Below are 25,881 nucleotides of genomic sequence, written 5' to 3' on the forward strand. Positions count from 1 at the left end.
TTGTTCCGCGCGTTTTTTGTCTATCTAAAAGCGTGCTGCAATGAATAGAAGATTGGGGTTATGAGTTTTAGAGGAAATAAGGGAGGAATTCAAATGTATTTACACGGCACAAGCCGAATCAATGGGCAAGGACACTTAGAAATTGGAGGGTGCGATACGACGCAGCTAGCAAAACAATACGGAACACCACTTTATGTATACGATGAAGAGTCTATTCGAGGGAAATGTCGTGCGTTTCATCGTGCTTTTAAAGAAAGTGGTTTCTCTTATCAAGTAGCATATGCAAGCAAGGCGTTCTTGTGCATGGAGATGTGCCGAGTAGCTCGTGAAGAGAACATGTCATTAGATGTTGTTTCGGGTGGGGAATTATATACTGCGCTCCAAGCAGGATTTCCAGCATCACGTATTCATTTTCATGGAAACAATAAAACAGAAGAAGAGATAGTGATGGCTCTTCAGGCGAATATCGGTTGTTTTGTAGTAGATAATTTCTTGGAATTAGAAGTTTTACACGATTTAGCAATGCAACATGGGAAATTTGTAAACATATTAATTCGTGTAACGCCTGGAGTAGAGGCGCACACACATGAATATATTACGACAGGCCAAGAGGATTCAAAATTTGGATTTGGCGTTTCAAATGGTCAAGCGATGCAGGCAATTGGGCTTGCTTTACAAAAATCAAATTATAATGTGTTAGGGATTCATTCACATATCGGATCACAAATATTTGAAACGGCTGGTTTTGTTCGAGCGATTGAAGTTCTTCGTAAATTTTTGGAAGAGGTGAGAGAGCAAACGAACTATGTAGTAAAAGTATTAAATGTAGGCGGAGGATTTGGAATACGCTATACAGAGTCAGATACACCATTAACTCTTGAGACATATGTGCGAGCTGTAACAAGTGCAGTGAGAGAACAATTTACAGTATGTGAATATCCATTGCCAGAAATATGGGTTGAACCAGGCCGTAGTATTGTAGGTGATGCGGGAACGACAATTTATACAGTTGGATCTGTGAAAGAAATTCCTGGCATTCGGAAATATGTATCCGTCGATGGTGGAATGACAGATAACTTAAGACCGGCTTTATATAGCGCTCGTTACGAAGCGATGTTAGCGAATCGAGGAAATGATGAGAATGAGGAACTCGTTTCAATTGCTGGGAAATGCTGTGAGAGTGGAGATATGCTAATTTGGGATATTAATCTACCGAAAGTTGCTTCTTCTGATTTACTAGCAATTTCTTGTACGGGAGCATATGGGTACTCGATGGCGAATAATTATAATCGAATTCGGAGACCAGCCGTCGTCTTTGCGAAAGGTGGCACATCGCAAATTGTTGTGGAACGTGAAACGTACGAAAATATCATTGGGAACGATCGCATACGTATTAAAGAGCTTGTTTAAATAAGGAAAAGGAGTTGTTCGAATGGGCAATTCCTTTTTATAAAGTGAAACTATAATCAGTGGGGGGGATTGCCCGCAAATAGCGGGATAAAATAAAATAATTAAAATATATCGGAAAACTAGGATTGAAAAAAATCAGAATTGTGATAAAATACAAATACAAAGCTTATCAAGAGAAGCGGAGGGAACTGGCCCGAAGAAGCTCGGCAACCTGCTTATAGAAAGCAAGGTGCTAAATCCAGCAAAATGGAATCCATTTTGAAAGATAAGGTAAAATATATTACCGAACAGTCTTTTCGAAATGGGAAAGATTTTTTTTATGAATAAAAAGGGGGGCTGTTCGCGTGAGCGTACGGGAACATTTTGATGAAGTATCTGAGAAAATTCAAGCGATGCTTGCTGATATGAAATATGGTTCAATTACAATTGTGGTGCAAGATGGAAAAGTAATTCAATTAGAGAAAAGTGAAAAAGTACGTTTAAAGTGAAAAGCGCTGACTAGAAAAACTAGAGGCGGTTTTAATCTATTTTAATAGATTAAAACCGTCTTTTTGCTTTTACAGGGGGAAAAAACATGTTGACGTATGAAACGTGGGAAGAAAATCGTGTTTCATTTTCAGAGGAAGATGAAACGAAAGGCGCGCTATCCGTATTAAGTTGGGCTTATAAAGAATATAAAGATGAAATTGTATACGCGTGTAGCTTCGGAGTGGAAGGCATGGTTTTACTGCATCTTATAAACCAAGTAAATCCATCTGCTAAAGTTGTATTTTTGGATACAAATGTTCATTTTCAAGAAACGTATGAATTAATTCAAAAAGTAAGAGAACGATTTCCTTCATTAAATATTATAGAAAAACAGCCGGAACTTACACTCGATGAACAAGCGAAGTTGCACGGTGAGAAACTATGGGAAAGCAATCCGAATCTCTGTTGTAAGATTAGGAAGATTTTGCCGTTAGAAAAATCACTTACAGAGGAAAAAGCGTGGATATCGGGCTTAAGAAGGGAACAATCAGAAACGCGTAAGCATACAAAGTTTATAAATCAAGATCATCGTTTTCAATCTATTAAAGTTTGTCCGCTTATTCATTGGACGTGGAAAGAAGTATGGCGATATGTATACAAACATAACTTGCCATACAACCCATTACATGATATTGGATATCCAAGTATCGGGTGTGAGAAGTGTACGTTACCTGTAGGTGCCGGTGGTGATTCAAGAGATGGTAGGTGGACCGGGAAAATGAAAACCGAATGCGGTCTTCATTACCAATAAGATGTATCTTGAAATAAAGCTAAGAGGGGATATAGAAAATGACTACAAGAAACGAATTAATAAACCGTGTAGATGAGACATACGACGTATCACAAATTGAAAAAGAAATTGAATTAGACAACATTGCATTAAGTGATTTAGAACTGCTAGCGACAGGGGGATATAGTCCGCTTACTGGTTTTTTAGGGAAAAAAGACTATGATTCGGTCGTAGAAACGCTTCGTTTAGCAGATGGAAGCGTATGGAGTATACCGATTACATTGCCAGTAACAGAAGAAGTAGCAGAGGGACTGAAAGCTGGAGAGGAAGTAAAACTTGTTAATGATAGAAATATATATGGTGTCATTCAAATAGAAGATATTTTTGCACCTGATAAAGAAAAAGAAGCTTTACTTGTATATAAAACGACGGATGAGGCTCATCCAGGCGTGAAAAAATTATATGAACGACCAGATGTTTATGTTGGAGGAGCTATTACGCTTATAAAACGCTTGGAAAATAAGCAATTTCCTTCTTATCATTTAGACCCAATTGAAACGAGAGAAGAATTTAAAAAACGTGGCTGGAAAACAGTAGTTGGATTTCAAACGAGAAATCCGGTACATCGTGCCCATGAGTATATTCAAAAATCTGCTCTTGAAATTGTAGATGGTCTCTTTTTAAATCCGCTCGTTGGGGAAACAAAGTCAGATGATATTCCTGCTGATGTAAGGATGGAAAGCTACGAAGTGTTGCTTCAAAACTATTATCCGAAAAATCGTGTCTTTTTAGGTGTATTTCCTGCAGCGATGCGCTACGCAGGACCAAGGGAAGCGATATTTCATGCATTGGTAAGAAAGAATTTTGGGTGTACCCACTTTATTGTAGGACGTGATCATGCTGGGGTAGGAGACTATTACGGAACATACGAAGCGCAGGAAATCTTTACGAACTTTACAGTGGAAGAGTTAGGGATTACGCCGCTATTTTTTGAACATAGCTTTTACTGTACGAGATGTGAAGCGATGGCTTCAACGAAAACGTGTCCGCATGGAAAAGAGGACCGTGTCATTTTATCAGGTACAAAAGTAAGAGAAATGTTAAGAAATGGTGAGATTCCGCCAAGTACATTTAGTCGTAAAGAAGTAGTGGAAGTGTTAATTAAAGGTTTGAAAAAAGAAGTAGTAACAGAATAGGGAGAGAACGAGATGGATACGAATATTACTTGGCACACAGCTTCTGTTTCGAAAAATGAGAGAAGAGTGAAGAATGGGCATCATAGTTTTGTAATTTGGTTTACTGGTTTATCAGCTTCGGGTAAATCTACAGTAGCGAATGCGGTTGCTCGTAAACTATTTGAAAAGAATATTGGAAATTATGTGTTAGATGGGGATAATATTCGCCATGGTTTAAATAAAGACTTAGGTTTTTCTGAAAGTGATCGTATGGAGAATATAAGGCGTATTGGCGAAGTGGCGAAGCTATTTGTAGATCAAGGTACTGTTGTTCTTACAGCGTTCATTTCACCATTTCGAGTAGATCGAAAACAAGTTAGGGATCTATTAGCGGCAGATGAGTTTATAGAAGTGTTTGTAAAATGTCCAATTGAAGAGTGTGAAAAACGTGATCCAAAAGGGTTATACAAAAAAGCGAGACAAGGTGATATTAAAGATTTTACAGGTATTGATTCACCGTATGAGGAACCAGATCGAGCGGAATTAATTGTAGAAACGCACAAGTATTCTATTGAAGAATGTGCAGAACAAATCGTGAAGTACTTACAAGAGCGTAGTTTTGTCCCGTTGTTTGCTGGGAAGTAAAACGCCCACCTCAAAATTCGGCTGGAGCAGGCTGTAAATGCCCGATTGGTGAGGGTTGATTAAAGTTTCACTTTATATAGGGGGATTTAAAAATGAGTTATGAAAAAGTATGGGCTAATAATGAAAAATTAAATCAGACTGAGAAAAATAAATTAGCAAAAGATGGTTTGGAAATTTTTAATGATATTCCTTACTATGCGGAAAATGGATTCGAATCTATTCCGAAAGAAGAGTGGGACGCATTTAAATGGGCAGGATTGTATTTGCAAAGACCGAAAGAAGCTGGCTATTTTATGATGCGTGTAAATATTCCTTCAGGGATTATTACAAATGCGCAGGCGGAAGTGCTTGCTTCTATCGCTGAGGATTATGGACGTGATGTAATAGATATTACGACAAGACAGGCGATTCAGTTTCACTGGTTAGAAATTCAGCAAATGCCAGATATTTTTAAAAGATTAGCAAGAGTTGGGTTATCTTCAGCAGGGGCGTGTGGTGATATAACACGTAATATTACAGGTAATCCACTTGCAGGAATTGATGCGAATGAACTGTTTGATACAACGCATATTGTGAAGGAGGTATATGACTATTTCCAACATAATGAAGAGTTTTCTAACTTACCACGTAAATTTAAAATGTCTATTAGTTCTAACGTTTATAACTCGGCAAACGCAGAGATTAACTGTGTTGCATTTACACCTGCTACGAAAGAAATAGATGGTGAGAAAAAAGTTGGTTTTCATATAAAAGTAGGCGGTGGATTATCAGCCCGTCCATATTTAGCTGATGAATTAGATGTGTTCGTTTTACCAGAAGAAGTGAAGGCGGTAGCAATTGGGATTGCTACTATATTCCGTGATTTTGGATATCGCGAGAAACGTCATTTAGCTCGTTTGAAATTTCTTGTTGCAGACTGGGGAGCAGAGAAATTTAAAGAGAAACTAATAGAGTATACAGGACCATTGCAAAGTAAAGGAGAAAGTGCACTTAAAGGATGGAATGCAGGCTATTTTTATGGTGTTCAAGATCAAAAACAAGATGGATTAAAATATGTCGGTTTTAATGTGCCGGTAGGTCGTTTACATGCAAAAGAAATGTTTGAGATTGCAAGAATTGCAAAGCAGTATGGAAATGGACAAATTCGTACGTGTAACTCACAAAACTTCATCATTCCGAATGTTCCACCAGAAAATGTAACGGGTTTATTAAGTGAACCGTTGTTTGAAGCGATATCTGCAAGTCCGAAATCATTTATTGGTCATGCGGTTTCATGTACTGGTATTGAATATTGCAATCTTGCTCTAGTAGAAACGAAAGAAAGATTACGGAAAATTGCAGAATACTTAGATACAGAAATTGCACTTGATGTTCCAGTTCGAATTCATATGGTAGGATGCCCAAATTCATGTGGTCAACGTCAAATTGCTGACATCGGATTACAAGGGGTAAAAATGAAAACGAAGGAAAAAGGGATTGTTGAAGCATTTGAAATATATGTAGGTGGAACGTTGTTAGATGGCGGTGCCTATAATCAAAAGTTAAAAGGGAAAATAGATGGCGAGGATTTACCGGATGTACTCGCATCATTTATAAGTTATTTTAAAGAGAATAAGTTACCTGCCGAAACATTTTATGATTTTGTCGGACGTATCGGTGTAGATACATTGCAAATAGCTTTAAATAACGTGTTAGAAGAAGTAATAGCGTCTTAGGAGGGGCAATATGGAATTATATCGATTTGAAGCTGTGTTAGCGAATAATATCGTTCCGATTGTTGTTGTTGCTCAAAGTGAAGAGCAGGCATTTAAGCTTGCGGAGATTGAGCTTGAAAAGCATTTTTTACCGTTGCCAGAAGTAAAGGAAATCTCCTTATTTGAAAAAAAGAAGATTCGAAAAGGTGCGGCATTTGTTGTTCATGAGTAAATAACATTGAAATACGAACGTATACTAACTTCCATTCATGCATAAGGATGGAAGTTTCATTTTAATAGTAGAAATGAGGAGAGATGATGGGGAAGGTGTATATAGTTGGAGCGGGTCCTGGCGATCCGGATTTAATTACTGTTAAAGGATTGAAATGTATTGAGAAGGCAGATGTTATTTTATATGACCGTCTCGTGAATAAAGAATTGCTTTCATATGCAAAGCCTGAAGCGGATTTAATTTATTGCGGGAAACTCCCGAATTATCACACGATGAAGCAAGAGACAATTAACACATTTCTTATTAAATATGCGAAAAAAGGAAAAGTTGTAACGAGGTTAAAGGGCGGTGATCCATTTGTATTTGGTAGAGGGGGGGAAGAAGCTGAAGCGTTAGCAAAGCAGGGTGTACCATTTGAAATCGTTCCTGGAATTTCAGCTGGAATAGCTGCACCTGCTTATGCTGGTATTCCGGTGACGCATCGTGATGCAAGTGCGAGTTTTGCGGTTGTGACAGGGCATAGAAAAGAAGGTGCTGAAGAGGAATTGAAGTGGGAAAATTTAGCGAAAGGTGTAGAGACCTTGGCGGTATATATGGGAGTTAGTAATTTGCCCTACATATGCGAACAACTTATGAAGCATGGAAAAGATAAAGGTACACCTGCTGCTATTATTGAACGGGGAACGACGTCTATGCAGCGTACAGTTGTCGGGACGTTAGGGACAATTGTAGATGTTGCGAGAAAAGAACAAATTCAAAATCCGAGTATGATTGTAATTGGAGAAGTTGTCCGTTTTAGAGAGAAAATTCATTGGTTTGAAAAACAAACGGAACAGACTTATCAAGTAAGCGGAGTGTTATAAAATGAAAGCCATCTTATATATATGTCATGGAAGTCGTTTGAGGGCAGTGAAAGAAGAGGCAATTCAATTTATTACGACATGTATGAGCCGTATAGAAGCGGCTATTCAAGAAGTTTGTTTTTTAGAGCTGGCGAATCCTTCTATTGAAGAAGGATTTCGTACATGTGCGAAGCGTGGTGCGACAGAGATTATTGCTATTCCTGTTTTCTTATTAGCAGCAGGCCATGTGAAGAATGATATTCCTTTTGAATTACAAAAGTTAAATAATCAATACCCTAATATTAAAGTGACGTATGGTAATCCGTTTGGTGTATCAGAGACGCTTATAAAGTCGGTATATAACGGAAGTGGTATTGAAGAATATAAAGATGAAGTAACACTTTTACTCGTTGCAAGGGGTAGTAGCGATCCTGAAACTTTACAAGATATAAATCGGATCGCTACTTTATTTCAAGCAGAAGAAAAAATTGCTAAAGTAGAAGTTTGTTTTTTAGCAGCTGCGGAGCCGAAATTTGAGGAGAAATTAAAGGAAGTTGTAGAGCGAAAAGAAGGGTGTATTATTGTATTACCTTATTTGTTATTTACAGGCTTACTTATGAAACATATTGAGAAAGAAGTGCGTCAATATGAGTTGGATGAGATAAAAATAAGTCCGTATTTAGGAAAAAATGAAGTGGTTCAAGATATGTTAATTCAGAAAACGAAGGAGTTATTGAAGGGAGATTCATATGTATCCACTTACAGTGCAAGTTAATAAGAAACGGGTTGTTGTCATTGGTGGAGGAAAAGTTGCCGGATTTAAAATAATTCCTTTACTCAAACAAGGTGCGGATATAGTAGTAGTAAGTCCAGAATTAGATGTAAATTTAGTGAAACTTGTGGAGGAGAAGAAAATTCGTTGGTATCAAAGAGAGTATGAAAAAAGTGATATTAAAGATGCTTTTTTAGTTGTTGCGGCGAGTAGTGATTCTATATTAAATGAACAAGTTGCTGAAGATGCTGCAAAGAATCAATTGGTAAATGTTATTACGAACCCGGAAAGTGGCAATGTTCACTTTCCGGCAGCGATTCATCGTGGGTTACTTAATATAGCGGTTTCTACCGGAGGAGCAAGTCCAAAACTCGCAAAAAAAATTCGAGATGATATCGCGAATAAATACGATGAAACATACGAAATATATTTAGATTTTTTATATGAAGTAAGGGTGAAGTTAAAAGACTTACAGTTAGAAAAGAAAGAACGGCATATATTACTACAAGAAGTATTGAAATCAGCATATGTGCAAAATGAGAGAAAAAGAGAACAGTTTTTACAAGAATTAGAGGAGAGAGTTCTAAAGAGATAAAAAGTAAATAGCGCTTTACAAGTATAAAAATATAATTTATAATCACAAGTAACTTCAATAGATGAAATCGATGAGCAAGAAGAGTACGTATATTTGATGCGTTCAGAGAGCTGGGGTAAGGTGTGAGCCCGGTACGATAAAATATACAGAATGGGCTTGCGAGAGGTATGTTGAACATTGTAGTAGGCAACCCGGGTTCCGCCGTTAAAAGGATAGAGTATCGGAATGATTCCTGTACTTGAACAAGTGGGATTTATCAGTCCAATTGAGGTGGTACCACGGTATTTACATTACATATATCGTCCTCTACATGCATATTTGCGTGTAGGGGACTTTTTTATTTTCTAAAGGAGGTGTGCGAGTATGAAATGAAAGTGTATAATTGTTAAAAGTTTAAATATTCAGAAAAGGGGAATTTATGATGAAAGAAACACAGCAATGGACGTCGAAAATAGGCTTTGTACTCGCAGCAGCCGGAGCAGCAGTAGGTCTTGGTGCGATATGGAAATTTCCATATGTTGCAGGTAATGGCGGGGGAGGCGCATTCTTCCTAGTCTTCTTACTATTAACTTTATTTATTGGGATGCCGCTATTACTAGCAGAATTTGTTATTGGTCGTAGTACACAAAAAGAGGCAGTTACAGCGTATAAAGTATTAGTGCCAAATAGTAAAGTATATCCTTGGATTGGTCGTATGGGAGTTGTAACATGTTTTAGTGTACTCTCTTTCTATAGTGTTGTAGGTGGATGGATTTTACTGTATTTATACTACAGTGTTACAGGTAGTTTCTGGAATGGTGTTGTCGATTATGCGAGTGTGTTTGGTGAGGCGATTTCAAATCCAGTAAGTGCGATTGGAGCGCAATTTATCTTTATGCTTTGTACTATTTTTGTCGTAAGTAAAGGTGTAGAGAAAGGTATAGAAAAGGCAAGTAAGTATATGATGCCATTATTATTTATTTTATTTATCGCGATTATTATTCGTGCGTTGACACTTGATGGTGCTTTTGCTGGAGTAGAGTTCTTCTTAAAACCTGACTTTTCAAAGCTTACAGCAGATACGATTTTATATGCGATGGGACAATCTTTCTTCTCACTAACAGTAGGTGCCTCGGTAATGGTAACGTATAGTTCGTATTTAAAGAAAGAAGAACATTTAGCGAAATCAGCAACATCTATTGTAAGTTTAACTGTTTTCGTTACAGTACTTGCGGGATTAGCGATTTTCCCAGCGATTTTCGCATTAGGAGTTAAACCGACGGAAGGACCGGGATTACTGTTTATCGTCCTTCCAGCCGTATTTGCAAAAATACCATTTGGACAATTTTTCTTTATTATGTTTTTAATTTTATTCTTCTTTGCGACTTTAACATCAGCTATTTCAATGCTTGAAATTGTAGTAGCATCTGTTGCGAAAGGTAATGAAAAGAAGCGTCCTTCAGCATCATTATTAATTGGTATTCTTATTTTTGCAGTTGGAATTCCGTCAGCATTATCGTTTGGAATTATGAGTGATGTGAAAATATTTGGGAAAACATTCTTTGATTTCGTTGACTTCTCGGTAAGTAATGTATTGCTGCCGCTAGGGGTACTAGCTATTTCGCTATTTGTACCAAATAAAATGAGTAAAGAGTTATTAATGAAAGAATTAGAAGTTACGGAAACGAAAGGGAAGACGTTATTTAACATTTGGTTCTTCTTGCTTCGTTATGTTATTCCAGTAACTGTAATTATCGTATTTTTAAATGCGATAGGCGTATTTAAAATGTTTGCATAAAAAAGACGGGGGTCCCCCGTCTTTTTTTTATGCTGACATTGATGAATGTAATAGACGATTATATGCTTTGTAGGCTGTAACGACTGCGATGAAAGAACCGATTAAAAACAATGCTGAGCCGCCAAATGTAAATAACCGGCCAATATACGTTTCTCTAGCTTCTTCTATTTTTTGTTGTAATTGTGTATCCATCTTTGATCACCCCGTAAACGATAGGCATTTAGTTATAGTCTATGTAGAATGCCTATAGTGTGTGAAGTGTAAAGAAAAAAACTCGGTATGCACCGAGTTTTTTATAATCCGATATATGAAGATGGATCAACTGCGTTTGTCTTGCCGACATTCCATTCTCCAAGGTGAAGTTCGAAGTGTAAATGTTGCCCGTATGATTGGCCAGTATTCCCCATGAATCCAAGTTGAGTGCCTTGTTTTACAGTTTGTCCATTTGATACAGAACGGCTACTCATATGTGCATATACTGTCGTGTATGTCTTTCCGTTTATACGGTGAGATAAGTACACAACATTTCCGTAACTAGATGAGAATTCCGAGCGGATAACTACACCATCTGCAGCAGCAATAATTGGAACCGTTCCCGAAGCGGCAATATCGATACCTTTATGGTTATCTAAAGAACGTGTACCAAACCCAGAAGTTTTTGATCCAGCTGCTGGTTTAATAAAGCCGCCAGTATTTGTATCGTGTGGCGGTGAAGCTGCTTGAGCTTTTTGAGCAGATGTAGTAGCTTGTTTAGCTTCTTCTGCCTTGCGGGCTTCCTCGGCTTTACGAGCCTCTTCTGCACGTTTTTCTTCTTCAATTGCTTTTTGAACAGCTTGACGCTGATTTTCTAAAATGCCTTTTGATTCTTCTAGTCCTTCAATCTCTGAATCTACTTTTGCTACTTTCGTATGTAGATCATTAATAAATGATTGTTGCTGTTGCTGGTTTGTTTGTAGCTCTTGTTGTTTTTGGATTAATCTTTGTTCGGCCTCTTTTAGTTGTTGTTCTTTTTTCTCAACAGCCTCTTTTTCTGTCGCCACAGCATTTTGATCGGTTGTTTGTTTTTTCACAATATCTGTATCATTGTTTAAAATTAAATTGACGGAGTACATATTATCAATAAGGTCAGCAATGTTTGCAGAGTTTGTTAATACCTCTGTAATGATGTTTGTACGTGGTTTTTCTTGCATAGATTGTAATCGTTGTTTAATAACTTCCTGACGTGTATCTATGTTTGTTTGTAATTGTTCTATATGTTTCTTTTTGTCAGCAATTACTTGTTGTGTTTTGTTAATTTCTTTTTTTGTATCGTTTAATTCAGCCTCGTTTTTATTAATAGAAGTAGTTAATTCGTCGATTTTTTTCTGTAAATCTTGGATTTCTTTTTCTATTTGTTCTTTCTCAGCTGATTTATTTTGTAAGTCATTTTGTTTGCCGTCTAATTCTGATTGTATATTCGATAATTTATCTTGATTTGTTTCAGCGTATACGGGTGAAAGTAATGGGGAAGCAAAAATCGTTCCTGCTGCTAAAACACTAAACGCTGCAAATTTCTTTTTCATGGTTGTCTGGCTCCTTTCCCTATGAATGTTATATATCATAAGAAGAAGTGTGTCTATCGTTGTAATCATAATGTAAAGAAAATTTTATAAAATTGCTAAGTTTTGTCGGAATTTATCATTTTTCAACAGTAATTGTCATGAAAGTTATATTTTTTTACATATGAAATAAAGGTATATTTAGGTATTTTTATAAAATAAAGGAATAAACAGAATTGTTGTATATAGCGAAAAATTATGTAGGGAGTCAATTAAACACTAGTAAGGAATCGTTCTCATGTTAGGTTTTCTGACATGGGTTTTATTTTTGTCAAGAAAATTATTTGCGTTCGGGAAAAGTTATTTTGTTGTCAGATTTAATTTTTTGATTTATGATTTTTAACAGGGACAAAATGTAGTGAATTGTCGAATAATATATAATACTCTTAATTTCTTAGTTTTATAGAGATAGAATGAGGGATAGAGTGATACATCGAAGAGGGGGTTACAACAAATATGAAAAGAATAGGACTTGCATGGCAAATATTAATAGGTCTTGCGTTAGGTATTGCAGTTGGTGCGATTTTCTTTGATAATCCAGCAGTTGCGAAGTACTTACAACCAATTGGTGATGTTTTCATCCGATTAATTAAAATGATCGTTGTACCGATTGTTGTAGCAAGTATTGTTGTTGGGGTTGCTGGTGTTGGCGATGTTAAGAAGTTAGGTCGACTAGGCGGAAAAACAATTATTTACTTTGAAATTATTACAACACTTGCAATTGTTGTTGGTCTATTAATAGCGAACATTTTCCAACCTGGAAAAGGCGTTGATATGGATAAGTTAACAAAAACAGATATTTCTAAATATACACATACGACAGAGCAAGTACAAAGTCATTCGTTTGCGGATACGTTTGTAAATATTGTTCCGACGAACATTATGAAATCATTAGCTGATGGTGATATGCTTGCTATTATTTTCTTCTCTGTATTATTTGGTTTAGGTGTAGCAGCAATTGGTGAACGTGGTAAACCAGTTCTACAATTTTTCCAAGGTGTAGCAGACGCAATGTTTTACGTAACGAACCAAGTTATGAAGTTTGCACCATTTGGTGTATTCGCATTAATTGGTGTTACAGTTTCTACATTCGGTTTAGCTTCATTAATTCCGTTAGGGAAATTACTAATTGTAGTATACGGAGCAATGATCTTCTTCGTTGTAGTTGTCTTAGGACTTACAGCGAAAATATTTGGAATTAACATTTTCCAATTCTTTAAGATTTTAAAAGACGAGCTGATCTTAGCGTATTCTACAGCAAGTTCAGAAACAGTTTTACCGAAAATCATGGAGAAAATGGAAAAGTTCGGTTGTCCGAAAGCAATTACATCTTTCGTTATTCCGACAGGTTATTCATTTAACTTAGATGGATCAACTTTATATCAAGCAATTGCGGCTATTTTCTTAGCACAAATGTACGGTATTGATTTATCTATTTCTCAACAAATTACATTATTACTTGTATTAATGGTTACATCAAAAGGTATCGCAGGTGTACCGGGCGTATCATTCGTTGTATTATTAGCAACGCTTGGTACAGTAGGTATTCCAGCAGAAGGTTTAGCCTTTATTGCAGGTATTGACCGTATTCTAGATATGGCTCGTACAGCAGTTAACGTTGTAGGTAACTCTTTAGCAGCTGTAGTTATGTCTAAGTGGGAAGGTCAATATGACGCTGAAAAAGGACAAGCCTATTTAAAAGAGATATCTGAAAAGGGTCAAGCAGCTTAATTATAATATGAACAAGCTCTCACATAATATATGTGGGAGCTTTTCTATATATAGAAGAGGAGCGGGCGTAATGAAACGTAAATATGGTGACGGTTCTTCGTGGAAGCGACTAATAGAGAAGGATTATATGGTTAAGCAAGTAGAAGAGGGCATGCTAGGAATACTGGACATAAAAAAGGTGAGAGAACCTAGTTATAAAGAATATGATGGTAAAGAAATTTGTGTCGCAGGTAATGAGTATACGTGGATTCAGTATTTCATAAAAGGGAAAAACTTTGCGATTACAGCTATGTTAGATAATAAGGGGAATTTAGTACAATATTATATTGATGTGACGAAAGAATACGAAATAGACGACCGGGGTTTACCGTATTTTGATGATTTATATTTAGATGTAGTGCTATTGCCGAATGGTAAGATGTATGTATTGGATGAAGATGAGTTAGAGGACGCTTATAAAAATGGTGATGTTACAAAGGAAGAATATGAATTAGCCTGGCAAACAACGAAATGGATCATGGAAGCCATAAACAATAGTGAATTTTATTGGATTTCAATATTAGATAAAGAAATCAAAAAGTTAAAATGATTGGTGTATTCATATTTTTGTATAATTACCAAAAAAATCTATACAAAAAATAATTGACTTTTGTTTTGTAAGCGAGTAAAGTTAGGGAAGAAATTATTATTAAAAAATAAATATGAAACCTTCTTATAAAGAGAGGCGGAGGGACTGGCCCTACGATGCCTCGGCAGCGGACTCGATTTTAGAGTGCTGTGCCAAATCCAGCAAGCATGTGCTTGAAAGATGAGAAGAGCGTTCCTTATAGATGTATAAGACCTCTTCTCGTTGGAAGAGGTCTTTTGTTATTCATTAAAAAAAGGTTGAAACTAGGGAGAGATGGTACTTTGAAAGAAACGAGAGGAAATGGTTTAGCTTTATTACCACTTGGGATATTTTTAGCGCTATTTATTGGTTCTGGAATTATTACGGGTGATTTCTATAAATTGCCGATACTTGTAGCGATTTCAATTGCTGTAGGAATTGCTTTGGTGATGAATCGTAAAGAAAGTTTTAATGTGAAAGTAGAAAGATTCGCTAAAGGTGCAGGAAATCCGGATATTATGATTATGGTATTAATTTTTGTACTTGCAGGTGCATTTTCTGAAACAGCAAAAGGAATGGGCGGAGTAGACTCAACTGTTAATTTAGCGTTAACTATTTTGCCACCAGGATTTATCGTAGCTGGAATTTTTGTTATAGGTGCGTTTATTTCATTAGCGATGGGAACTTCAATGGGAACAATTGCAGCGTTAGCACCGATTGCTGTAGGTATTAGTGGACAAACTGATATCTCAATTGCACTTACGATGGCTACTGTTGTTGGTGGAGCGATGTTTGGTGATAATTTATCATTTATTTCAGATACAACAATCGCAGCTGTTCGTTCGCAAGGAACAGAAATGAAAGATAAGTTTAAAACGAACTTTTTAATTGTATTGCCAGCTGCTATTATTACAATTGTACTATTAGTAATAATTACTTCAGGAAGTGATACGCAGGTTAAAGCTCATAGTTTTGATTGGATAAAGATTTTACCGTATGCAGGAGTACTTATTACCGCGCTACTTGGCTGGAATGTACTTATTGTGTTAACTGGTGGAACTGTATTATCTGGCGCTATCGGTCTTATAGATGGAAGTTACACGTTGGAGAGTTTCTTTAAAAGTGTAACGACTGGAATGGGCGGTATGATGGAGTTAGTATTACTTGCTATTTTAATCGGAGGTATGGTTGAACTAATTCAATATAATGGTGGGATTCAATATTTAATGAATCTTTTAACGCGTAATATTCGTTCGAAAAAAGGCGCAGAGTTCGGTATTGCTGGTTTAGTGAGTATGACGAATATGTGTACAGCGAATAATACGATTTCAATTATCTTTACAGGCCCGCTTGCGAAAAACATTGCAGATCAATATGAAATTGATCCCCGTAAATCAGCAAGTGTATTAGACCTTTTCTCATGTTGTGTGCAAGGATTAATTCCGTATGGTGCTCAAATGTTAACTGCGGCAGGGTTTGCTGCTTTATCTCCGATTGAACTGTTACCGTATGCATTTTATCCAATTTTAGTTGGGGTATGTGGAATTGTTTCGATTTTGATTGGATTTCCGAAGTTTTCGAAAGTGGCGGAGAAAAAAGAGTATCATAAAACAGCATAATTTAATATGAATGATAACTTTAGTAATTGAAACCGTGTAGAGAATATTCTCTGCACGGTTTTTTTATGTGTGGTAAAAGAGTGAATCATCCTATTCTACCTTATGTTTTTTACAGAAGGCTGAATGTATCTCGGTCTTAAGTCTGAGTTGAAAACGGTTCTTAAGCTCGTTATGGAAAAATGAAAAAATAGTTAAGATAAGAGTATCAAATCGAAGGGAGGCAAGCACAAGATGAAACAATTTCTAGCGTTTATCGCGGCCGGTATTTTGGCTTTAATTGCTCTTGGTAGTCTTGCTGGTATTGTAGGATTCGCAATCGGAGCAGGAGTTGTGTACTGGAGCTATAAATCATTTGTGCGAGCTAAATCATTTTTTGGAAAGCTAGCTTGGGGCATTGTTGGTTTAATCGGTTTATCCATTGCACTTTCTCATTCACCAGCATTAATTGGTATCGCTGCATTGGTAGTTTTGTACTACGGATACCGTGAATGGAAAAAAGAAAAAGATGTAGTTGTTGATTCAGCTTCAGAAAGTTCTAAACCATATAGCAACTTTGAAGATGAGTGGAACAAATTAATGAAAAACTAAAACAATAAACCAATAAAACAATAAATTATAAATAAAGTAGAAGAGAGGAAGATTTATAATGAAACAATCTTTATTCGGACGTGTACGCGATGCAATTTTAGCTGATTTTCATAATGTGTTAGATGAGAAAGAAAGAAAAAATCCAATTGCAATGTTAAACCAATATTTACGCGATAGTGAGCGTGAAATAACAAAAATTGAGAAGTTAATTCAGCGTCATAAAACATTAAAATCTAACTTCGCTCGTGAGCTTGAGCAAGCACGCTATTTTGTTAACAAAAGATCAAAGCAAGCTATCATTGCTCAAGAAGCAGGCGAATTACAACTGCATGAACGTGCATTAGAAGAAGTGGCGTATTATGAAGGGCAAGTAACTCGCTTAGAAGAAATGTATGCTGGTGTTGTAGAGCAAATTGATGAGTTAGAGCGTCGTCTTTCAGAAATGAAAAATAAATTAAAAGAAATGAACGCAAAGCGTATGGAATTAATGGCTCGTGAAAATATGGCGCATGCAAACCGCCGTATGAATACTGCTATTCATAAAATGGATGAAAATAATCCGTTCTTACGATTCGAAGAAATTGAAGATCACATTCGTGACATAGAGCTTCGTATAAATGAAGAGCATGAGCGTGATACATTTGATATGAAAATTGCAAAGCTTGAGCGTGAAATGAAAGAGAAAAATGAAGTATCGTTAACGAAAGAAGTAACAAAATAATTGTAGTATATTATAAAACAGGCTTATGATATAGTGATAGGAGAAAAGGTGTTGGAAAGCAATGCCTTTTCTTCTATGTATATGTGACAAGGAGGGGGGAGCTGAAATGAAGAAGCGCTTTTCAAAAACACAATTAATGGGGATGCTCCTCATCATATTTGGATTCGGTCTATTTCTTGATATGATACTTGGACATTTTGAACCAGGTGGTCTAATTTTTGCATTTATTATGCTTATGTTTGGAAGACATTATCGAAAGAAGAATCGTTACGTAAGAGGGAATGTATTTTTATTTGTCGGTGGTATAGTATTCTTATTCTTCTTATTTTCATCAGCAGCGTTTGTACTTGTCGTATTTGCTTGTTTAGCTTTAATTGGTTATCAACTGATTCAACAAGGACATCAGCAAAAAGTAATGAAAGTTGAAATTAAAGAAAAGGGATATATAGATGAAGAAAAACAAATATATCGTACAGAACCGTATATAAAAAATATGTTCGTAGGCAATGTACGAATGATGGATCATATTTATGAACTTGAAGATATTAACGTCCAATATGGTGCTTGTGATGTCGAGATTGATTTAACAACTGCTATGATTCCGGAGGGAGAAACGGTAATTGTTATTCGAGGTGTCGTTGGTAACATTCGTTTATATGTACCGTATGATATTGAATTGTCTTTAAATCATTCTGTAATTGTTGGGCGAGTACTCCTGCCAGGGCATGAAGAAACAGGTTTTAATCGTAATGTTACATTTAGAACAGAACAGTATAAAGAAGCTCCTCGTCGTATAAAAATCATTTCTTCACTTGTAGTAGGTGATACGGAAGTGAGGAAAGTATAATGAAAAAACAAAAAAATATTTCGTGGATGTATATTCGTTATTCGATGTTATCCTCAGTGAGTATCGCACTTATTTGTACAATTGTGTATGTATGGAAAAGCGAGCAACAAGTTTATGATTTATTATGGGAAGAATCCATCGCTTCTGTTCCAATTGGCTTGTTTATTATGAGCACAAGTCTCCTTATCGGGGGGATTATAGGATATGCAATCGGCTATTATATTGAGCAGCGTATACAAGGATTAAATACGTTTCTATTTGAAGTAGAACGAGGGAATTTTCCGAACGATGTTTCATTTACTGCGGATGATGAATTCCATGAAGTGGAACGAAAAGTAATCGGCCTTGCTCGTCGATTAGAGGAGCAAGCGGGATTATTTCAAAAAGTAACGAATGAACGAGCCCATTGGAATGAAGAGATGAGGCAAGAGGCGATTTCTCAAGAAAGGCATAGATTAGCAAGGGAACTGCATGATTCAGTAAGTCAGCAGCTTTTTGCAATGTCGATGATGATGTCAGCCATTAATGAACAAGTAGCTGAAATTCCAGACAAGACAAAAAAACAATTACAACTTGTTGAAAATATGGTCGTAAATGCACAATCAGAAATGAGAGCATTGCTCTTACATCTACGCCCAGTACAGTTAGAAGGTAAGAAGTTAACAGAGGGTATAGAAGAATTATTAACAGAACTGTCTAGAAAGCAACATATGAAAATTGAATGGTTAATTGAGCCAATTGAATTAAAAAAAGGTGTAGAAGATCATTTATTCCGTATTGTACAAGAAGCTCTATCAAACACGTTACGACATGCGAAGGCAAAGAAAACGGAAGTACGTCTTCGTAAAATAGATCAATATGCGATTTTAAAAATTATTGATGACGGTGTTGGCTTTGAAGTGGGAGTGAATAAAGCGGGTTCATACGGTTTACGATCAATGCAAGAGCGTGTTCATGAAATTGGTGGAACATTAAAAGTACTTAGCTTTCCGGCAAAAGGTACGCAAATTGAAGTGAAAGTGCCAATTATGATTGAGAAAGGGGGAGAATCATGATAAAAGTATTACTAGTTGATGATCATGAAATGGTTCGAATGGGAGTATCAGCATATTTATCAACGCAGCCAGATATTGAAGTAGTTGGTGAAGCTGAAAATGGAAGAAAAGGTTCAGAGCTAGCGTTGCAATTAAGACCAGATATTATTTTAATGGATCTTGTTATGGATGAAATGGACGGGGTTGAAGCGACACGTGCTATTATTCAAGAATGGCCAGAAGCGAAAATTGTAGTTGTAACGAGCTTTTTAGATGATGAAAAGCTATATCCTGTTATCGAGGCAGGAGCGACAAGTTATTTATTAAAAACATCCCGAGCAAGTGATATTGCAGACGCTGTAAGAGCTACTTATGATGGAGAAACGGTATTAGAGCCGAAAGTTACTGGCAAAATGATGTCTCGTATGCGCCAGAAAAAAGAACAACCTTTACATGAGGAGTTAACAGAAAGAGAGTCTGAAATTTTGTTATTAATTGCAGAGGGGAAAAGTAATCAAGAGATTGCAGATGAGTTATTTATTGCCCTCAAAACAGTAAAGACACATGTGAGTAACATATTAAATAAGCTAAATGTAAGTGATCGTACACAGGCGGTTATTTATGCATTTAGACATCAATTAACGAAATGATAAAGTGAAACTTTAATCAGTGGGGGGTTATTCCTACTGATTATTAGCCTTCACCAATCGGGCTTTTACGGGCAGTTATCTCCCGCTTACCTTCCTCGTATTCGCTGGATTTTGAGGGGGAGTCTTACTGCCCGTTAATGCGGGGGAAAGTGAAATTTTAATCAGCGGGGGAGATTCCTCGCTGATTATTAGCTTGCATCAATTTGGATTTGGCAGTAAAATCGTTGCATCTTTTTATTGACGATAAATAATGTAAGCGTTATCATTAAGCTGTTAACAGTACATACAGAGGGGAGAATGTATATGTTAGTTCAAACTATATTCGAAATGGATAAGTCTAAAAAATTAGGGGACTATGTGAACGCATTACAAGCGCTTTGTGAACAATATAATGTTGAAACAGATAAAATTGCAATTATTGAGGCGACAGAAGAGTATTATTTATTTTTAGTAAAGCAAGAAGATTGCTATGATGTTGTCAAAGTAGAGACAGTTGATACAAATATTGAATATTATACGAAAGCGTATAAAATAAGCAGTTTTAATCATACTGCTTATCAAATGTAAAAAAACTCCCTTTCGGGAGTTTTTTTAGGATGCTTTTGCTTCGCTGGATTCGGTTAGTAGGGGAACTTTTTTCGCACCGCTTAGCTTAGCGATAGTAAGGCCGATAAGAGCTCCGGCTAATGCTGGTACTAGCCAGCCTATTCCTTCATTATATAAAGGGATAAATTCAAAATAGGGTGTGATAAATGAAACTGGAATACCGCCTTGTTTTAATCCGTCAAATACGCTCACAACTGCTGCCCCGAATAAAGCACCTACATAAACAGATCGATAACCGCCGAAATATTTATGTAGTAAAGATAGGAGAACGAGTACAATCGCAATTGGATATACAACAAGTAGAATTGGAACAGAGATGGCGATAATTTTTGTTAAACCTAAGTTAGCAACTAGTAACCCTAATGCGCAAATGATACTCGCGAATGCTTTATATGAGAATGTAGTCAATAATGTTGCGAAATATTGACTGCATGCAGATACGAGTCCAACGCATGTCGTTAAGCAAGCGAGTGTAACGATAAGAGACAATAGAAGAAGACCATATGGACCGAATAGTTGTTGTACGATAACAGTAAGTAGCTGTCCACCATTTTTTGCGTATCCGAGAGAGACGCTAGTCGCACCGAGCCAGCCAAGTGCGCCATATACAAGTACGAGTCCGGTAGCAGCAATAAATCCTGCTTTTGCTGTTGCAATGGCAATGGTTTTACGATCATTCACACCTTTAGAGCGAATGGCATTTACAACGATAATCCCAAATGCAAGTGCTGAAATAGTATCCATCGTTAAATATCCTTCCATAAAACCTTTGAAGATTGGGGAAGTTTGATATTCTTGCATTGCTTGTCCGGATTGCCCAAGTGGTGTAAATACACTTTTAACAAACAATAAGAAAATAGAGAGTAATAAAATAGGTGTTAATATATTTCCGATACGGTCAACAAGTTTAGATGGATTTAAACTAAGCCAAAATACGATAGCAAAGAAGATGACTGTGTATAAAAATAACGTTAGGCTACTAGAGCGAATTGTTTCTGGTAAGAAAGAACTAACACCCATTTCGTAGGCGACGTTAGCGACGCGCGGAATCCCCATAGATGGACCGATTGCAATATATACAACTACGGTAAAGAAAATTCCGAATAATGGGTGAACATGACTTGCAAGTTGTTGCATACCGTTTCCTGATAAAGAAATTGCAATAACAGTTAATAAAGGTAAGCCGACTCCTGTTAGTAAAAATCCAATCATTGCAGGCCAAAAGTTTTCACCTGCATTTTGTCCAAGCATGGGAGGGAAAATTAAATTACCTGCCCCAAAAAATAAAGAAAATAGCATAAGACCTGTGAAAAAAATATGTTTTTTTGATACAGTGTTCATTGTTTTTTTCCTCCTTTTTTAAAATTCATTTGTAAGAACACAAAAAACTCGCCCCTAAAGAAAGGGACGAGTTATATTTACCCGCGATACCACCCTAATTTATACATGTAGAAATAAATCTATATGTATACGGCTTTGCAACGTACAACATGATACGTGTTCCTTGTAACGGGGGACAGCCGGTAAGAACTTACTGTAACATTCGGTTCTACTTCTCGGAGATGATTTTCGGCTACGCACTGAACGTTGGCTTTCAGCAAATCGCCAACTCTCTGGGGAACAGTCTTATAACGTACTCGTTCTCGTCAATGAATTTTAGTTCAAGTATTCTGACAGTATTGTTGCATGTTTTTTTTTGAAAGTCAATATGTTTTTTGGAAGATATATTTATATGCGGAAATATCGAAGTTGATATTTGTTATTGTGAAGGAAATGATGAAGTGTAAAACGGGAGTGAATAGTTGTAGAGAATTGTAAAATTTGTAGAGAAAGTTGATATTTATAGGAGTAAAGAAGGTATTAATAGAATTTACAGAGAATAATAAAACAATCCACTTGCTGGAAAGAACAAACCAAAAGAGGTGACTGAAATGCTTGCGATGGGAGTATTATTTGGCATTATTGCTATAATTGGTTTTATGTGGTTATATTATTCGCGTTCGTTTAAACAAGCAGAAGTTTTACTCTTTCAAAAAGGTAGTTTGTTGACAAATCAGTCTAGATATTTAGTATGTCCGAAGTGTGGGAGTGCACAGGCCAGAAGTGGAGGATATCAAGAGTGTTGCAAAATTAGATTATGAAAGAAGGAAGCCTCACATTCATTTGTGAGGCTTCCTTCCTTACAATTTCCTGCCGCTCCAAATTGTCCACCGATCTCTTTCAATAATAGGAGAGATGTTTTGTAATGCGATTTGGATATGATGTAGAAGTTGAGCAAGCTCATGATCTGTTAATTCGTATAGAATGGATCGTCCGGTTCGAGGAGATAAGTCTTGTAGTAATGCTGCTACAGAATCGTGTATTTTTCGTACTTCCCATTGTGTTTGCGAAGGGAACACGTGAAGAGAATGCTTTTGTAATTCTTGCTGTATAGTAGCAGTTTTTGGTCTTCTTTTTGATTCGATTTCAATGAGTTTTGGAAATACCGAGAAAAAATATCCGCGAATGTGTTCAGGGCTTCCTGGAATTGTACAATCTTCAATGGCTCGATCTTGTAAAATAAGTACACCGTTTTTCTTTAATATACGAGAAGCTTCACGTAAAAATGTAGGAATGTCTTGTAAATGATGAATAACTGCGCGCGAAATAACTATGTCGAATGTTTCATCAGGATATGGGATGCTATGTGCATCACCGTGAATGAATGAAATGTTTGGAAAGCCGCTACAATTTTCTTTTGCAGCTTGTAATATCTCTTTTGAAAAATCAAGTCCAACAACATTTTTGGCTCCCATAAGAGCAAGTTCTTTCGTGTAAATACCACCGCCGCAGCCTATGTCAATTATTTGTTTGTTTTGTATATCTGTAATGTTTTTTATCATTTCCTCCCAAGAAACATGGGCATTTCTAGTTGCATATGTGTACTTATTATTTGCATCATGAAAATTAATGGACATTGTAAAATCCTCCCTTCAGTGTATAGTATAGCTTATTTAATATGATCTCATGTTTTTGTTTCTTATATGAAGGTTATAAGGATTTCTTATTAGAAAAGAGGGATTGAGTTGAAAGTGAAGTATGTAATGGTTTTATGTGTGATTTTACTAGCATCGTGTGGTCAAGCAGAACAAAAGAAAGAAACGAAACAAGTAGAGGAGACGGTGAATGAAGTGGAAGAAACAATAGGGATAACTGTTATACAAAAAAAACATAAAGAGAAAAAGTTACAGGAGTCAGAAGTTAAGGCCGTAATAGATATTATAAATAATGCGGAAAAACAAGAAATAACAGGTAGCTTTGGTGAACCTGAATATGAAATACAAATTAGTAGAGATGGGAAAAAAGAAAAGTATTATGCATGGTTAAGAGGAGAAGATCGACGAGGGTGGCTGCAATATAAGAAGGCTATGTACATGTTGAACGAAAAAGATACGGAAAAACTTTTGTCTATATTTCCAAAGATTCCAGAACAAAAAGAAGACGAGATACAGGTTGATCCTTTAACAGAAGTAACGAAAAAAGATTTGCAGATTACAGCGTTTCATATTAAAGCAGGGGATCAAAAAATGAATTATAAGGTACGTTATACGATTTCGCAATCACTTTACAACAAGTTAGCACAGGAACAAGAATATTATTTGCAATTGATTTTCCCGGAAAAGGTTCAAAAATTAATTGGAGCAAAAGAGAGTGAAATGATTTCAGGTGAAAAAGTAAAGGAGGGGTATAAACAGTATGAATTGAATGTTACTGTTCCGATAAAAGATGCTTCATTATCACAATTAAAAGCATTAGAAACATATTATGAAAATTATGATTTGAAAATATTAAATAATAAAAAAGAAAAAATAGGCGTTTTTCAAAATATCATTCAAATTGTTAAAGAGTATGGTGAAAAAATGGATTTACAAAGATAAAGTGAATAGGAAAGTCTATATGGACTTTCCTAGGAAATGATAATAGAGAGGGGAGAGAATCCCCTCTCTATTACTTTGCTTTTGCAGATGGCTCATTTATGGATTTTCGTGTAATAAGAAATGAAATCATAAGAGCGGATAGAATCATAAGAGCGATGAATAAGTGATTTGGCAACCAATCTAATAATAATAGGTAGCTAACGGTATAAAAAATAAGAGTTGAGGCTAAGAAAGAGAGAGCACCTATAATGAGAGATTGTAATTTCATTTGTATCTACCTCCTTTCATTTGTATTTTTGTCTAAAAATGGATGATATAAACATTATTTCTAAGAAAAGAAAAAAATGTGTCATAATAGAGAATAGAATAAACTGAAATGGGTGCATATAGCTCATTTCAATAAGATAAAGGAGAGGGACATGAGAAATAATAAAAAAGGATTATGGGGAATTATTGTTGCAATAGGGTTATTTTTACTATCTAAGCTAAAGTGGGTATTCGCAATCTTTAAATTAGCAAAGTTTTCAACTGTATTTAGTATGTTTCTATCACTTGGTGCATACGCAGTTATATATGGTTGGAAATTTGGAGTAGCACTTGTTTATTTGTTATTTGTTCATGAAATGGGTCATTTATGGGCGGCAAGAAGAAAAGGGATACCTACATCACCGGCAATCTTCATTCCATTTATGGGGGCTCTTATTGGAATGAAAGAGATGCCGAAAAACGCAAAAGATGAAGCGTATATTGCTTATATGGGGCCTCTTTTCGGATTACTTTCATTTTTACCGGCTATTCCACTTTATATGATCACGAAAGAGCCGTTTTGGGCACTTGTTATTTTGCTTGGAAGTATGATTAATTTCTTTAATTTAATTCCCGTTTCACCGCTAGATGGTGGCCGGATTATTTCAGTTGTAAGTACGAAAATTTGGGGAGCAGGGCTTGTTTTATTGCTAGGCTATTCAATTTACTTTAAAAGTATTTTGGGAGGATTTATTTTCATTATCGGCTGTATGGAACTATATAGAGTAATAAAGAGAGATGAGCCGATTAAAGAATTAGGTTATAGAATTGATGGAATGAAAGAATATGTTGCTAAGCTTGAAGAGGAACTAAAAGAAACTGGTGCTGTGCATCGGACTATATACATGATGCATCATGAGATGAATGTATTAAGACAAAGAGAGCATGCAAAAGAATTAAAAACAGGGGAACTTCAAAGAATGGAAGTGTTAGAGCATCTTTTGCCGAAGTTTGAGCCGCTAGACTATGTTCCATATGAGGATGAAAAAGACGAGTATACAATTTACATCAGGGAGGCATTTGAAGTAGCGGAAAGACGATTAAATGAATGGGAAAAAGAAAAAGTACAAAAAGAAAACTATTATAAAGTTGATGCGAAAACGAAATGGACAGTATTCGCTTGTTATATCGGATTAATAGCTATACTTGGTTATACAGCTTATGAAGGTTATATTGTTTTACAGGAGCATTTGCCAAGGCGAAATGTGTAGAAAAATAGTGTCGAAATGATAGGAAGAATTTAAACAGGAATTGTAT

The 25,881-nt window shown here is 36.2% G+C and carries 28 protein-coding genes, 2 riboswitches and 2 other annotated features; of the genes, 23 read left to right on the forward strand and 5 right to left on the reverse strand.

The window, feature by feature from the left end; translation table 11 throughout:
- Nucleotides 1–93 precede the first annotated feature (93 nt).
- The 11 genes from lysA to F0362_RS07370 all read left to right on the forward strand — a co-directional run bounded on the left by lysA (nt 94) and on the right by F0362_RS07370 (nt 10,400).
- A complete protein-coding gene (gene lysA, locus F0362_RS07320) occupies nt 94–1,410 on the forward strand; it encodes a diaminopimelate decarboxylase (RefSeq protein ID WP_000280670.1) in 1,317 nt (438 codons plus the stop codon).
- A 163-nt stretch (nt 1,411–1,573) separates the two neighbouring features.
- A riboswitch (SAM riboswitch) is annotated at nt 1,574–1,682 on the forward strand.
- 72 nt (nt 1,683–1,754) lie between these two features.
- Nucleotides 1,755–1,898 (forward strand): YezD family protein, encoded by a 144-nt coding sequence (locus tag F0362_RS07325; protein WP_000116159.1) that lies wholly within the window; start codon nt 1,755–1,757, stop codon nt 1,896–1,898.
- A gap of 86 nt (nt 1,899–1,984) precedes the next feature.
- The gene (locus F0362_RS07330; protein ID WP_000959007.1) at nt 1,985–2,689 is read left to right on the forward strand and encodes a phosphoadenylyl-sulfate reductase; all 705 of its coding nucleotides are present in this window, start codon (nt 1,985–1,987) and stop codon (nt 2,687–2,689) included.
- A gap of 38 nt (nt 2,690–2,727) precedes the next feature.
- Nucleotides 2,728–3,864, forward strand: coding sequence for a sulfate adenylyltransferase (gene sat / locus F0362_RS07335; protein ID WP_000213327.1), 1,137 nt, complete (start codon nt 2,728–2,730; stop codon nt 3,862–3,864).
- A 12-nt stretch (nt 3,865–3,876) separates the two neighbouring features.
- Nucleotides 3,877–4,488, forward strand: coding sequence for an adenylyl-sulfate kinase (gene cysC, locus F0362_RS07340; RefSeq protein ID WP_000380522.1), 612 nt, complete (start codon nt 3,877–3,879; stop codon nt 4,486–4,488).
- A gap of 92 nt (nt 4,489–4,580) precedes the next feature.
- A complete protein-coding gene (locus tag F0362_RS07345; protein ID WP_000119600.1) occupies nt 4,581–6,203 on the forward strand; it encodes a nitrite/sulfite reductase in 1,623 nt (540 codons plus the stop codon).
- Nucleotides 6,204–6,213: 10 nt separating this feature from the next.
- Complete coding sequence (locus F0362_RS07350; RefSeq protein ID WP_000424930.1) at nt 6,214–6,414, forward strand: DUF3906 family protein; 201 nt, start codon at nt 6,214–6,216, stop codon at nt 6,412–6,414.
- 86 nt (nt 6,415–6,500) lie between these two features.
- Nucleotides 6,501–7,277 carry a uroporphyrinogen-III C-methyltransferase gene (gene cobA / locus F0362_RS07355; RefSeq protein WP_000521276.1) on the forward strand — a complete coding sequence of 259 codons (777 nt, stop codon included), beginning with the start codon at nt 6,501–6,503 and terminating at the stop codon, nt 7,275–7,277.
- Between the two features lies 1 nt (nt 7,278).
- Nucleotides 7,279–8,031 (forward strand): sirohydrochlorin chelatase, encoded by a 753-nt coding sequence (locus F0362_RS07360; protein ID WP_149889719.1) that lies wholly within the window; start codon nt 7,279–7,281, stop codon nt 8,029–8,031.
- Nucleotides 8,006–8,623, forward strand: a complete 618-nt coding sequence (locus F0362_RS07365; RefSeq protein WP_000283324.1) for an NAD(P)-binding protein — start codon at nt 8,006–8,008, stop codon at nt 8,621–8,623. The genes F0362_RS07360 and F0362_RS07365 overlap by 26 nt, the downstream gene beginning before the upstream one ends.
- A 61-nt stretch (nt 8,624–8,684) precedes the next feature.
- Nucleotides 8,685–8,933 (forward strand) — a binding site (T-box leader).
- A 111-nt stretch (nt 8,934–9,044) separates the two neighbouring features.
- Nucleotides 9,045–10,400: a sodium-dependent transporter gene (locus F0362_RS07370; protein ID WP_000665454.1), complete on the forward strand. Its 1,356-nt coding sequence runs from the start codon at nt 9,045–9,047 to the stop codon at nt 10,398–10,400.
- A gap of 27 nt (nt 10,401–10,427) precedes the next feature.
- Here F0362_RS07370 and F0362_RS30495 read toward each other — a convergent pair whose 3' ends face one another.
- Both F0362_RS30495 and F0362_RS07375 read right to left on the reverse strand, forming a co-directional pair.
- Nucleotides 10,428–10,592, reverse strand: coding sequence for a hypothetical protein (locus F0362_RS30495; RefSeq protein WP_000380940.1), 165 nt, complete (start codon nt 10,590–10,592; stop codon nt 10,428–10,430).
- Between the two features lie 101 nt (nt 10,593–10,693).
- Nucleotides 10,694–11,962, reverse strand: coding sequence for a murein hydrolase activator EnvC family protein (locus F0362_RS07375; RefSeq protein WP_149889720.1), 1,269 nt, complete (start codon nt 11,960–11,962; stop codon nt 10,694–10,696).
- Between the two features lie 492 nt (nt 11,963–12,454).
- On the opposite strand from F0362_RS07375, the gene gltP reads away from it, so the two are divergent.
- The 9 genes from gltP to F0362_RS07420 all read left to right on the forward strand — a co-directional run bounded on the left by gltP (nt 12,455) and on the right by F0362_RS07420 (nt 20,362).
- Entirely contained in the window at nt 12,455–13,729 is a 1,275-nt protein-coding gene (gltP, locus tag F0362_RS07380) for a glutamate/aspartate:proton symporter GltP (RefSeq protein WP_000821124.1), read from the forward strand.
- A gap of 70 nt (nt 13,730–13,799) precedes the next feature.
- Entirely contained in the window at nt 13,800–14,318 is a 519-nt protein-coding gene (locus tag F0362_RS07385; RefSeq protein WP_000824639.1) for a ribonuclease FAU-1 family protein, read from the forward strand.
- Between the two features lie 120 nt (nt 14,319–14,438).
- A riboswitch (SAM riboswitch) is annotated at nt 14,439–14,544 on the forward strand.
- 94 nt (nt 14,545–14,638) lie between these two features.
- Nucleotides 14,639–15,955 carry a Na+/H+ antiporter NhaC family protein gene (locus tag F0362_RS07390; protein ID WP_000665472.1) on the forward strand — a complete coding sequence of 439 codons (1,317 nt, stop codon included), beginning with the start codon at nt 14,639–14,641 and terminating at the stop codon, nt 15,953–15,955.
- Nucleotides 15,956–16,186: 231 nt separating this feature from the next.
- Nucleotides 16,187–16,543 (forward strand): lmo0954 family membrane protein, encoded by a 357-nt coding sequence (locus tag F0362_RS07395; protein WP_000808637.1) that lies wholly within the window; start codon nt 16,187–16,189, stop codon nt 16,541–16,543.
- A 58-nt stretch (nt 16,544–16,601) separates the two neighbouring features.
- Nucleotides 16,602–17,264 (forward strand): PspA/IM30 family protein, encoded by a 663-nt coding sequence (locus F0362_RS07400; protein WP_000814140.1) that lies wholly within the window; start codon nt 16,602–16,604, stop codon nt 17,262–17,264.
- Nucleotides 17,265–17,370: 106 nt separating this feature from the next.
- Entirely contained in the window at nt 17,371–18,111 is a 741-nt protein-coding gene (gene liaF, locus F0362_RS07405; RefSeq protein ID WP_000745642.1) for a cell wall-active antibiotics response protein LiaF, read from the forward strand.
- Nucleotides 18,111–19,166, forward strand: a complete 1,056-nt coding sequence (locus F0362_RS07410) for a sensor histidine kinase (protein ID WP_098688938.1) — start codon at nt 18,111–18,113, stop codon at nt 19,164–19,166. Before liaF ends, F0362_RS07410 begins: the two co-directional genes overlap by 1 nt.
- Nucleotides 19,163–19,795 (forward strand): response regulator, encoded by a 633-nt coding sequence (locus F0362_RS07415; RefSeq protein ID WP_000598709.1) that lies wholly within the window; start codon nt 19,163–19,165, stop codon nt 19,793–19,795. The genes F0362_RS07410 and F0362_RS07415 overlap by 4 nt, the downstream gene beginning before the upstream one ends.
- A 228-nt stretch (nt 19,796–20,023) precedes the next feature.
- A complete protein-coding gene (locus tag F0362_RS07420; protein WP_073990711.1) occupies nt 20,024–20,362 on the forward strand; it encodes a DUF3992 domain-containing protein in 339 nt (112 codons plus the stop codon).
- A gap of 24 nt (nt 20,363–20,386) precedes the next feature.
- On the opposite strand, the gene brnQ is transcribed toward F0362_RS07420, so the two are convergent.
- Nucleotides 20,387–21,742, reverse strand: coding sequence for a branched-chain amino acid transport system II carrier protein BrnQ3 (brnQ, locus tag F0362_RS07425; RefSeq protein WP_001099155.1), 1,356 nt, complete (start codon nt 21,740–21,742; stop codon nt 20,387–20,389).
- A 59-nt stretch (nt 21,743–21,801) separates the two neighbouring features.
- Nucleotides 21,802–22,060 (reverse strand) — a binding site (T-box leader).
- Between the two features lie 272 nt (nt 22,061–22,332).
- On the opposite strand from brnQ, the gene F0362_RS07430 reads away from it, so the two are divergent.
- Nucleotides 22,333–22,542: a hypothetical protein gene (locus F0362_RS07430; RefSeq protein WP_000880630.1), complete on the forward strand. Its 210-nt coding sequence runs from the start codon at nt 22,333–22,335 to the stop codon at nt 22,540–22,542.
- A gap of 39 nt (nt 22,543–22,581) precedes the next feature.
- Here the strand turns inward: F0362_RS07430 and F0362_RS07435 are convergent, their stop codons facing one another.
- Nucleotides 22,582–23,358 (reverse strand): class I SAM-dependent methyltransferase, encoded by a 777-nt coding sequence (locus F0362_RS07435; protein WP_149889721.1) that lies wholly within the window; start codon nt 23,356–23,358, stop codon nt 22,582–22,584.
- Between the two features lie 108 nt (nt 23,359–23,466).
- Here F0362_RS07435 and F0362_RS07440 point away from each other — a divergent pair, with 108 nt between their 5' ends.
- Complete coding sequence (locus F0362_RS07440) at nt 23,467–24,318, forward strand: YhfM domain-containing protein (RefSeq protein ID WP_000865656.1); 852 nt, start codon at nt 23,467–23,469, stop codon at nt 24,316–24,318.
- Between the two features lie 70 nt (nt 24,319–24,388).
- On the opposite strand, the gene F0362_RS07445 is transcribed toward F0362_RS07440, so the two are convergent.
- Nucleotides 24,389–24,586 (reverse strand): hypothetical protein, encoded by a 198-nt coding sequence (locus tag F0362_RS07445; RefSeq protein WP_000776284.1) that lies wholly within the window; start codon nt 24,584–24,586, stop codon nt 24,389–24,391.
- Between the two features lie 151 nt (nt 24,587–24,737).
- Between F0362_RS07445 and F0362_RS07450 the strand changes: the two genes are divergently transcribed.
- Nucleotides 24,738–25,835, forward strand: coding sequence for a site-2 protease family protein (locus F0362_RS07450; RefSeq protein ID WP_001245427.1), 1,098 nt, complete (start codon nt 24,738–24,740; stop codon nt 25,833–25,835).
- Nucleotides 25,836–25,881 lie beyond the last annotated feature (46 nt).

Origin of the sequence: Bacillus sp. BS98 (genome assembly GCF_008432245.1) — a bacterium.
GTDB classification, from domain to species: domain Bacteria; phylum Bacillota; class Bacilli; order Bacillales; family Bacillaceae_G; genus Bacillus_A; species Bacillus_A toyonensis.

What these genes read in the sequence shown, in the direction of transcription:
- lysA (WP_000280670.1), top strand. Translation starts at nt 94, where the DNA reads ATGTATTTACACGGCACAAGCCGAATCAATGGGCAAGGACACTTAGAA.
- F0362_RS07330 (WP_000959007.1), top strand. Translation starts at nt 1,985, where the DNA reads ATGTTGACGTATGAAACGTGGGAAGAAAATCGTGTTTCATTTTCAGAG.
- sat (WP_000213327.1), top strand. Translation starts at nt 2,728, where the DNA reads ATGACTACAAGAAACGAATTAATAAACCGTGTAGATGAGACATACGAC.
- cysC (WP_000380522.1), top strand. Translation starts at nt 3,877, where the DNA reads ATGGATACGAATATTACTTGGCACACAGCTTCTGTTTCGAAAAATGAG.
- F0362_RS07345 (WP_000119600.1), top strand. Translation starts at nt 4,581, where the DNA reads ATGAGTTATGAAAAAGTATGGGCTAATAATGAAAAATTAAATCAGACT.
- F0362_RS07350 (WP_000424930.1), top strand. Translation starts at nt 6,214, where the DNA reads ATGGAATTATATCGATTTGAAGCTGTGTTAGCGAATAATATCGTTCCG.
- cobA (WP_000521276.1), top strand. Translation starts at nt 6,501, where the DNA reads ATGGGGAAGGTGTATATAGTTGGAGCGGGTCCTGGCGATCCGGATTTA.
- F0362_RS07360 (WP_149889719.1), top strand. Translation starts at nt 7,279, where the DNA reads ATGAAAGCCATCTTATATATATGTCATGGAAGTCGTTTGAGGGCAGTG.
- F0362_RS07365 (WP_000283324.1), top strand. Translation starts at nt 8,006, where the DNA reads ATGTATCCACTTACAGTGCAAGTTAATAAGAAACGGGTTGTTGTCATT.
- F0362_RS07370 (WP_000665454.1), top strand. Translation starts at nt 9,045, where the DNA reads ATGAAAGAAACACAGCAATGGACGTCGAAAATAGGCTTTGTACTCGCA.
- F0362_RS30495 (WP_000380940.1), bottom strand. Translation starts at nt 10,592, where the DNA reads ATGGATACACAATTACAACAAAAAATAGAAGAAGCTAGAGAAACGTAT.
- F0362_RS07375 (WP_149889720.1), bottom strand. Translation starts at nt 11,962, where the DNA reads ATGAAAAAGAAATTTGCAGCGTTTAGTGTTTTAGCAGCAGGAACGATT.
- gltP (WP_000821124.1), top strand. Translation starts at nt 12,455, where the DNA reads ATGAAAAGAATAGGACTTGCATGGCAAATATTAATAGGTCTTGCGTTA.
- F0362_RS07385 (WP_000824639.1), top strand. Translation starts at nt 13,800, where the DNA reads ATGAAACGTAAATATGGTGACGGTTCTTCGTGGAAGCGACTAATAGAG.
- F0362_RS07395 (WP_000808637.1), top strand. Translation starts at nt 16,187, where the DNA reads ATGAAACAATTTCTAGCGTTTATCGCGGCCGGTATTTTGGCTTTAATT.
- F0362_RS07400 (WP_000814140.1), top strand. Translation starts at nt 16,602, where the DNA reads ATGAAACAATCTTTATTCGGACGTGTACGCGATGCAATTTTAGCTGAT.
- liaF (WP_000745642.1), top strand. Translation starts at nt 17,371, where the DNA reads ATGAAGAAGCGCTTTTCAAAAACACAATTAATGGGGATGCTCCTCATC.
- F0362_RS07410 (WP_098688938.1), top strand. Translation starts at nt 18,111, where the DNA reads ATGAAAAAACAAAAAAATATTTCGTGGATGTATATTCGTTATTCGATG.
- F0362_RS07415 (WP_000598709.1), top strand. Translation starts at nt 19,163, where the DNA reads ATGATAAAAGTATTACTAGTTGATGATCATGAAATGGTTCGAATGGGA.
- brnQ (WP_001099155.1), bottom strand. Translation starts at nt 21,742, where the DNA reads ATGAACACTGTATCAAAAAAACATATTTTTTTCACAGGTCTTATGCTA.
- F0362_RS07430 (WP_000880630.1), top strand. Translation starts at nt 22,333, where the DNA reads ATGCTTGCGATGGGAGTATTATTTGGCATTATTGCTATAATTGGTTTT.
- F0362_RS07435 (WP_149889721.1), bottom strand. Translation starts at nt 23,358, where the DNA reads ATGTCCATTAATTTTCATGATGCAAATAATAAGTACACATATGCAACT.
- F0362_RS07445 (WP_000776284.1), bottom strand. Translation starts at nt 24,586, where the DNA reads ATGAAATTACAATCTCTCATTATAGGTGCTCTCTCTTTCTTAGCCTCA.
- F0362_RS07450 (WP_001245427.1), top strand. Translation starts at nt 24,738, where the DNA reads ATGAGAAATAATAAAAAAGGATTATGGGGAATTATTGTTGCAATAGGG.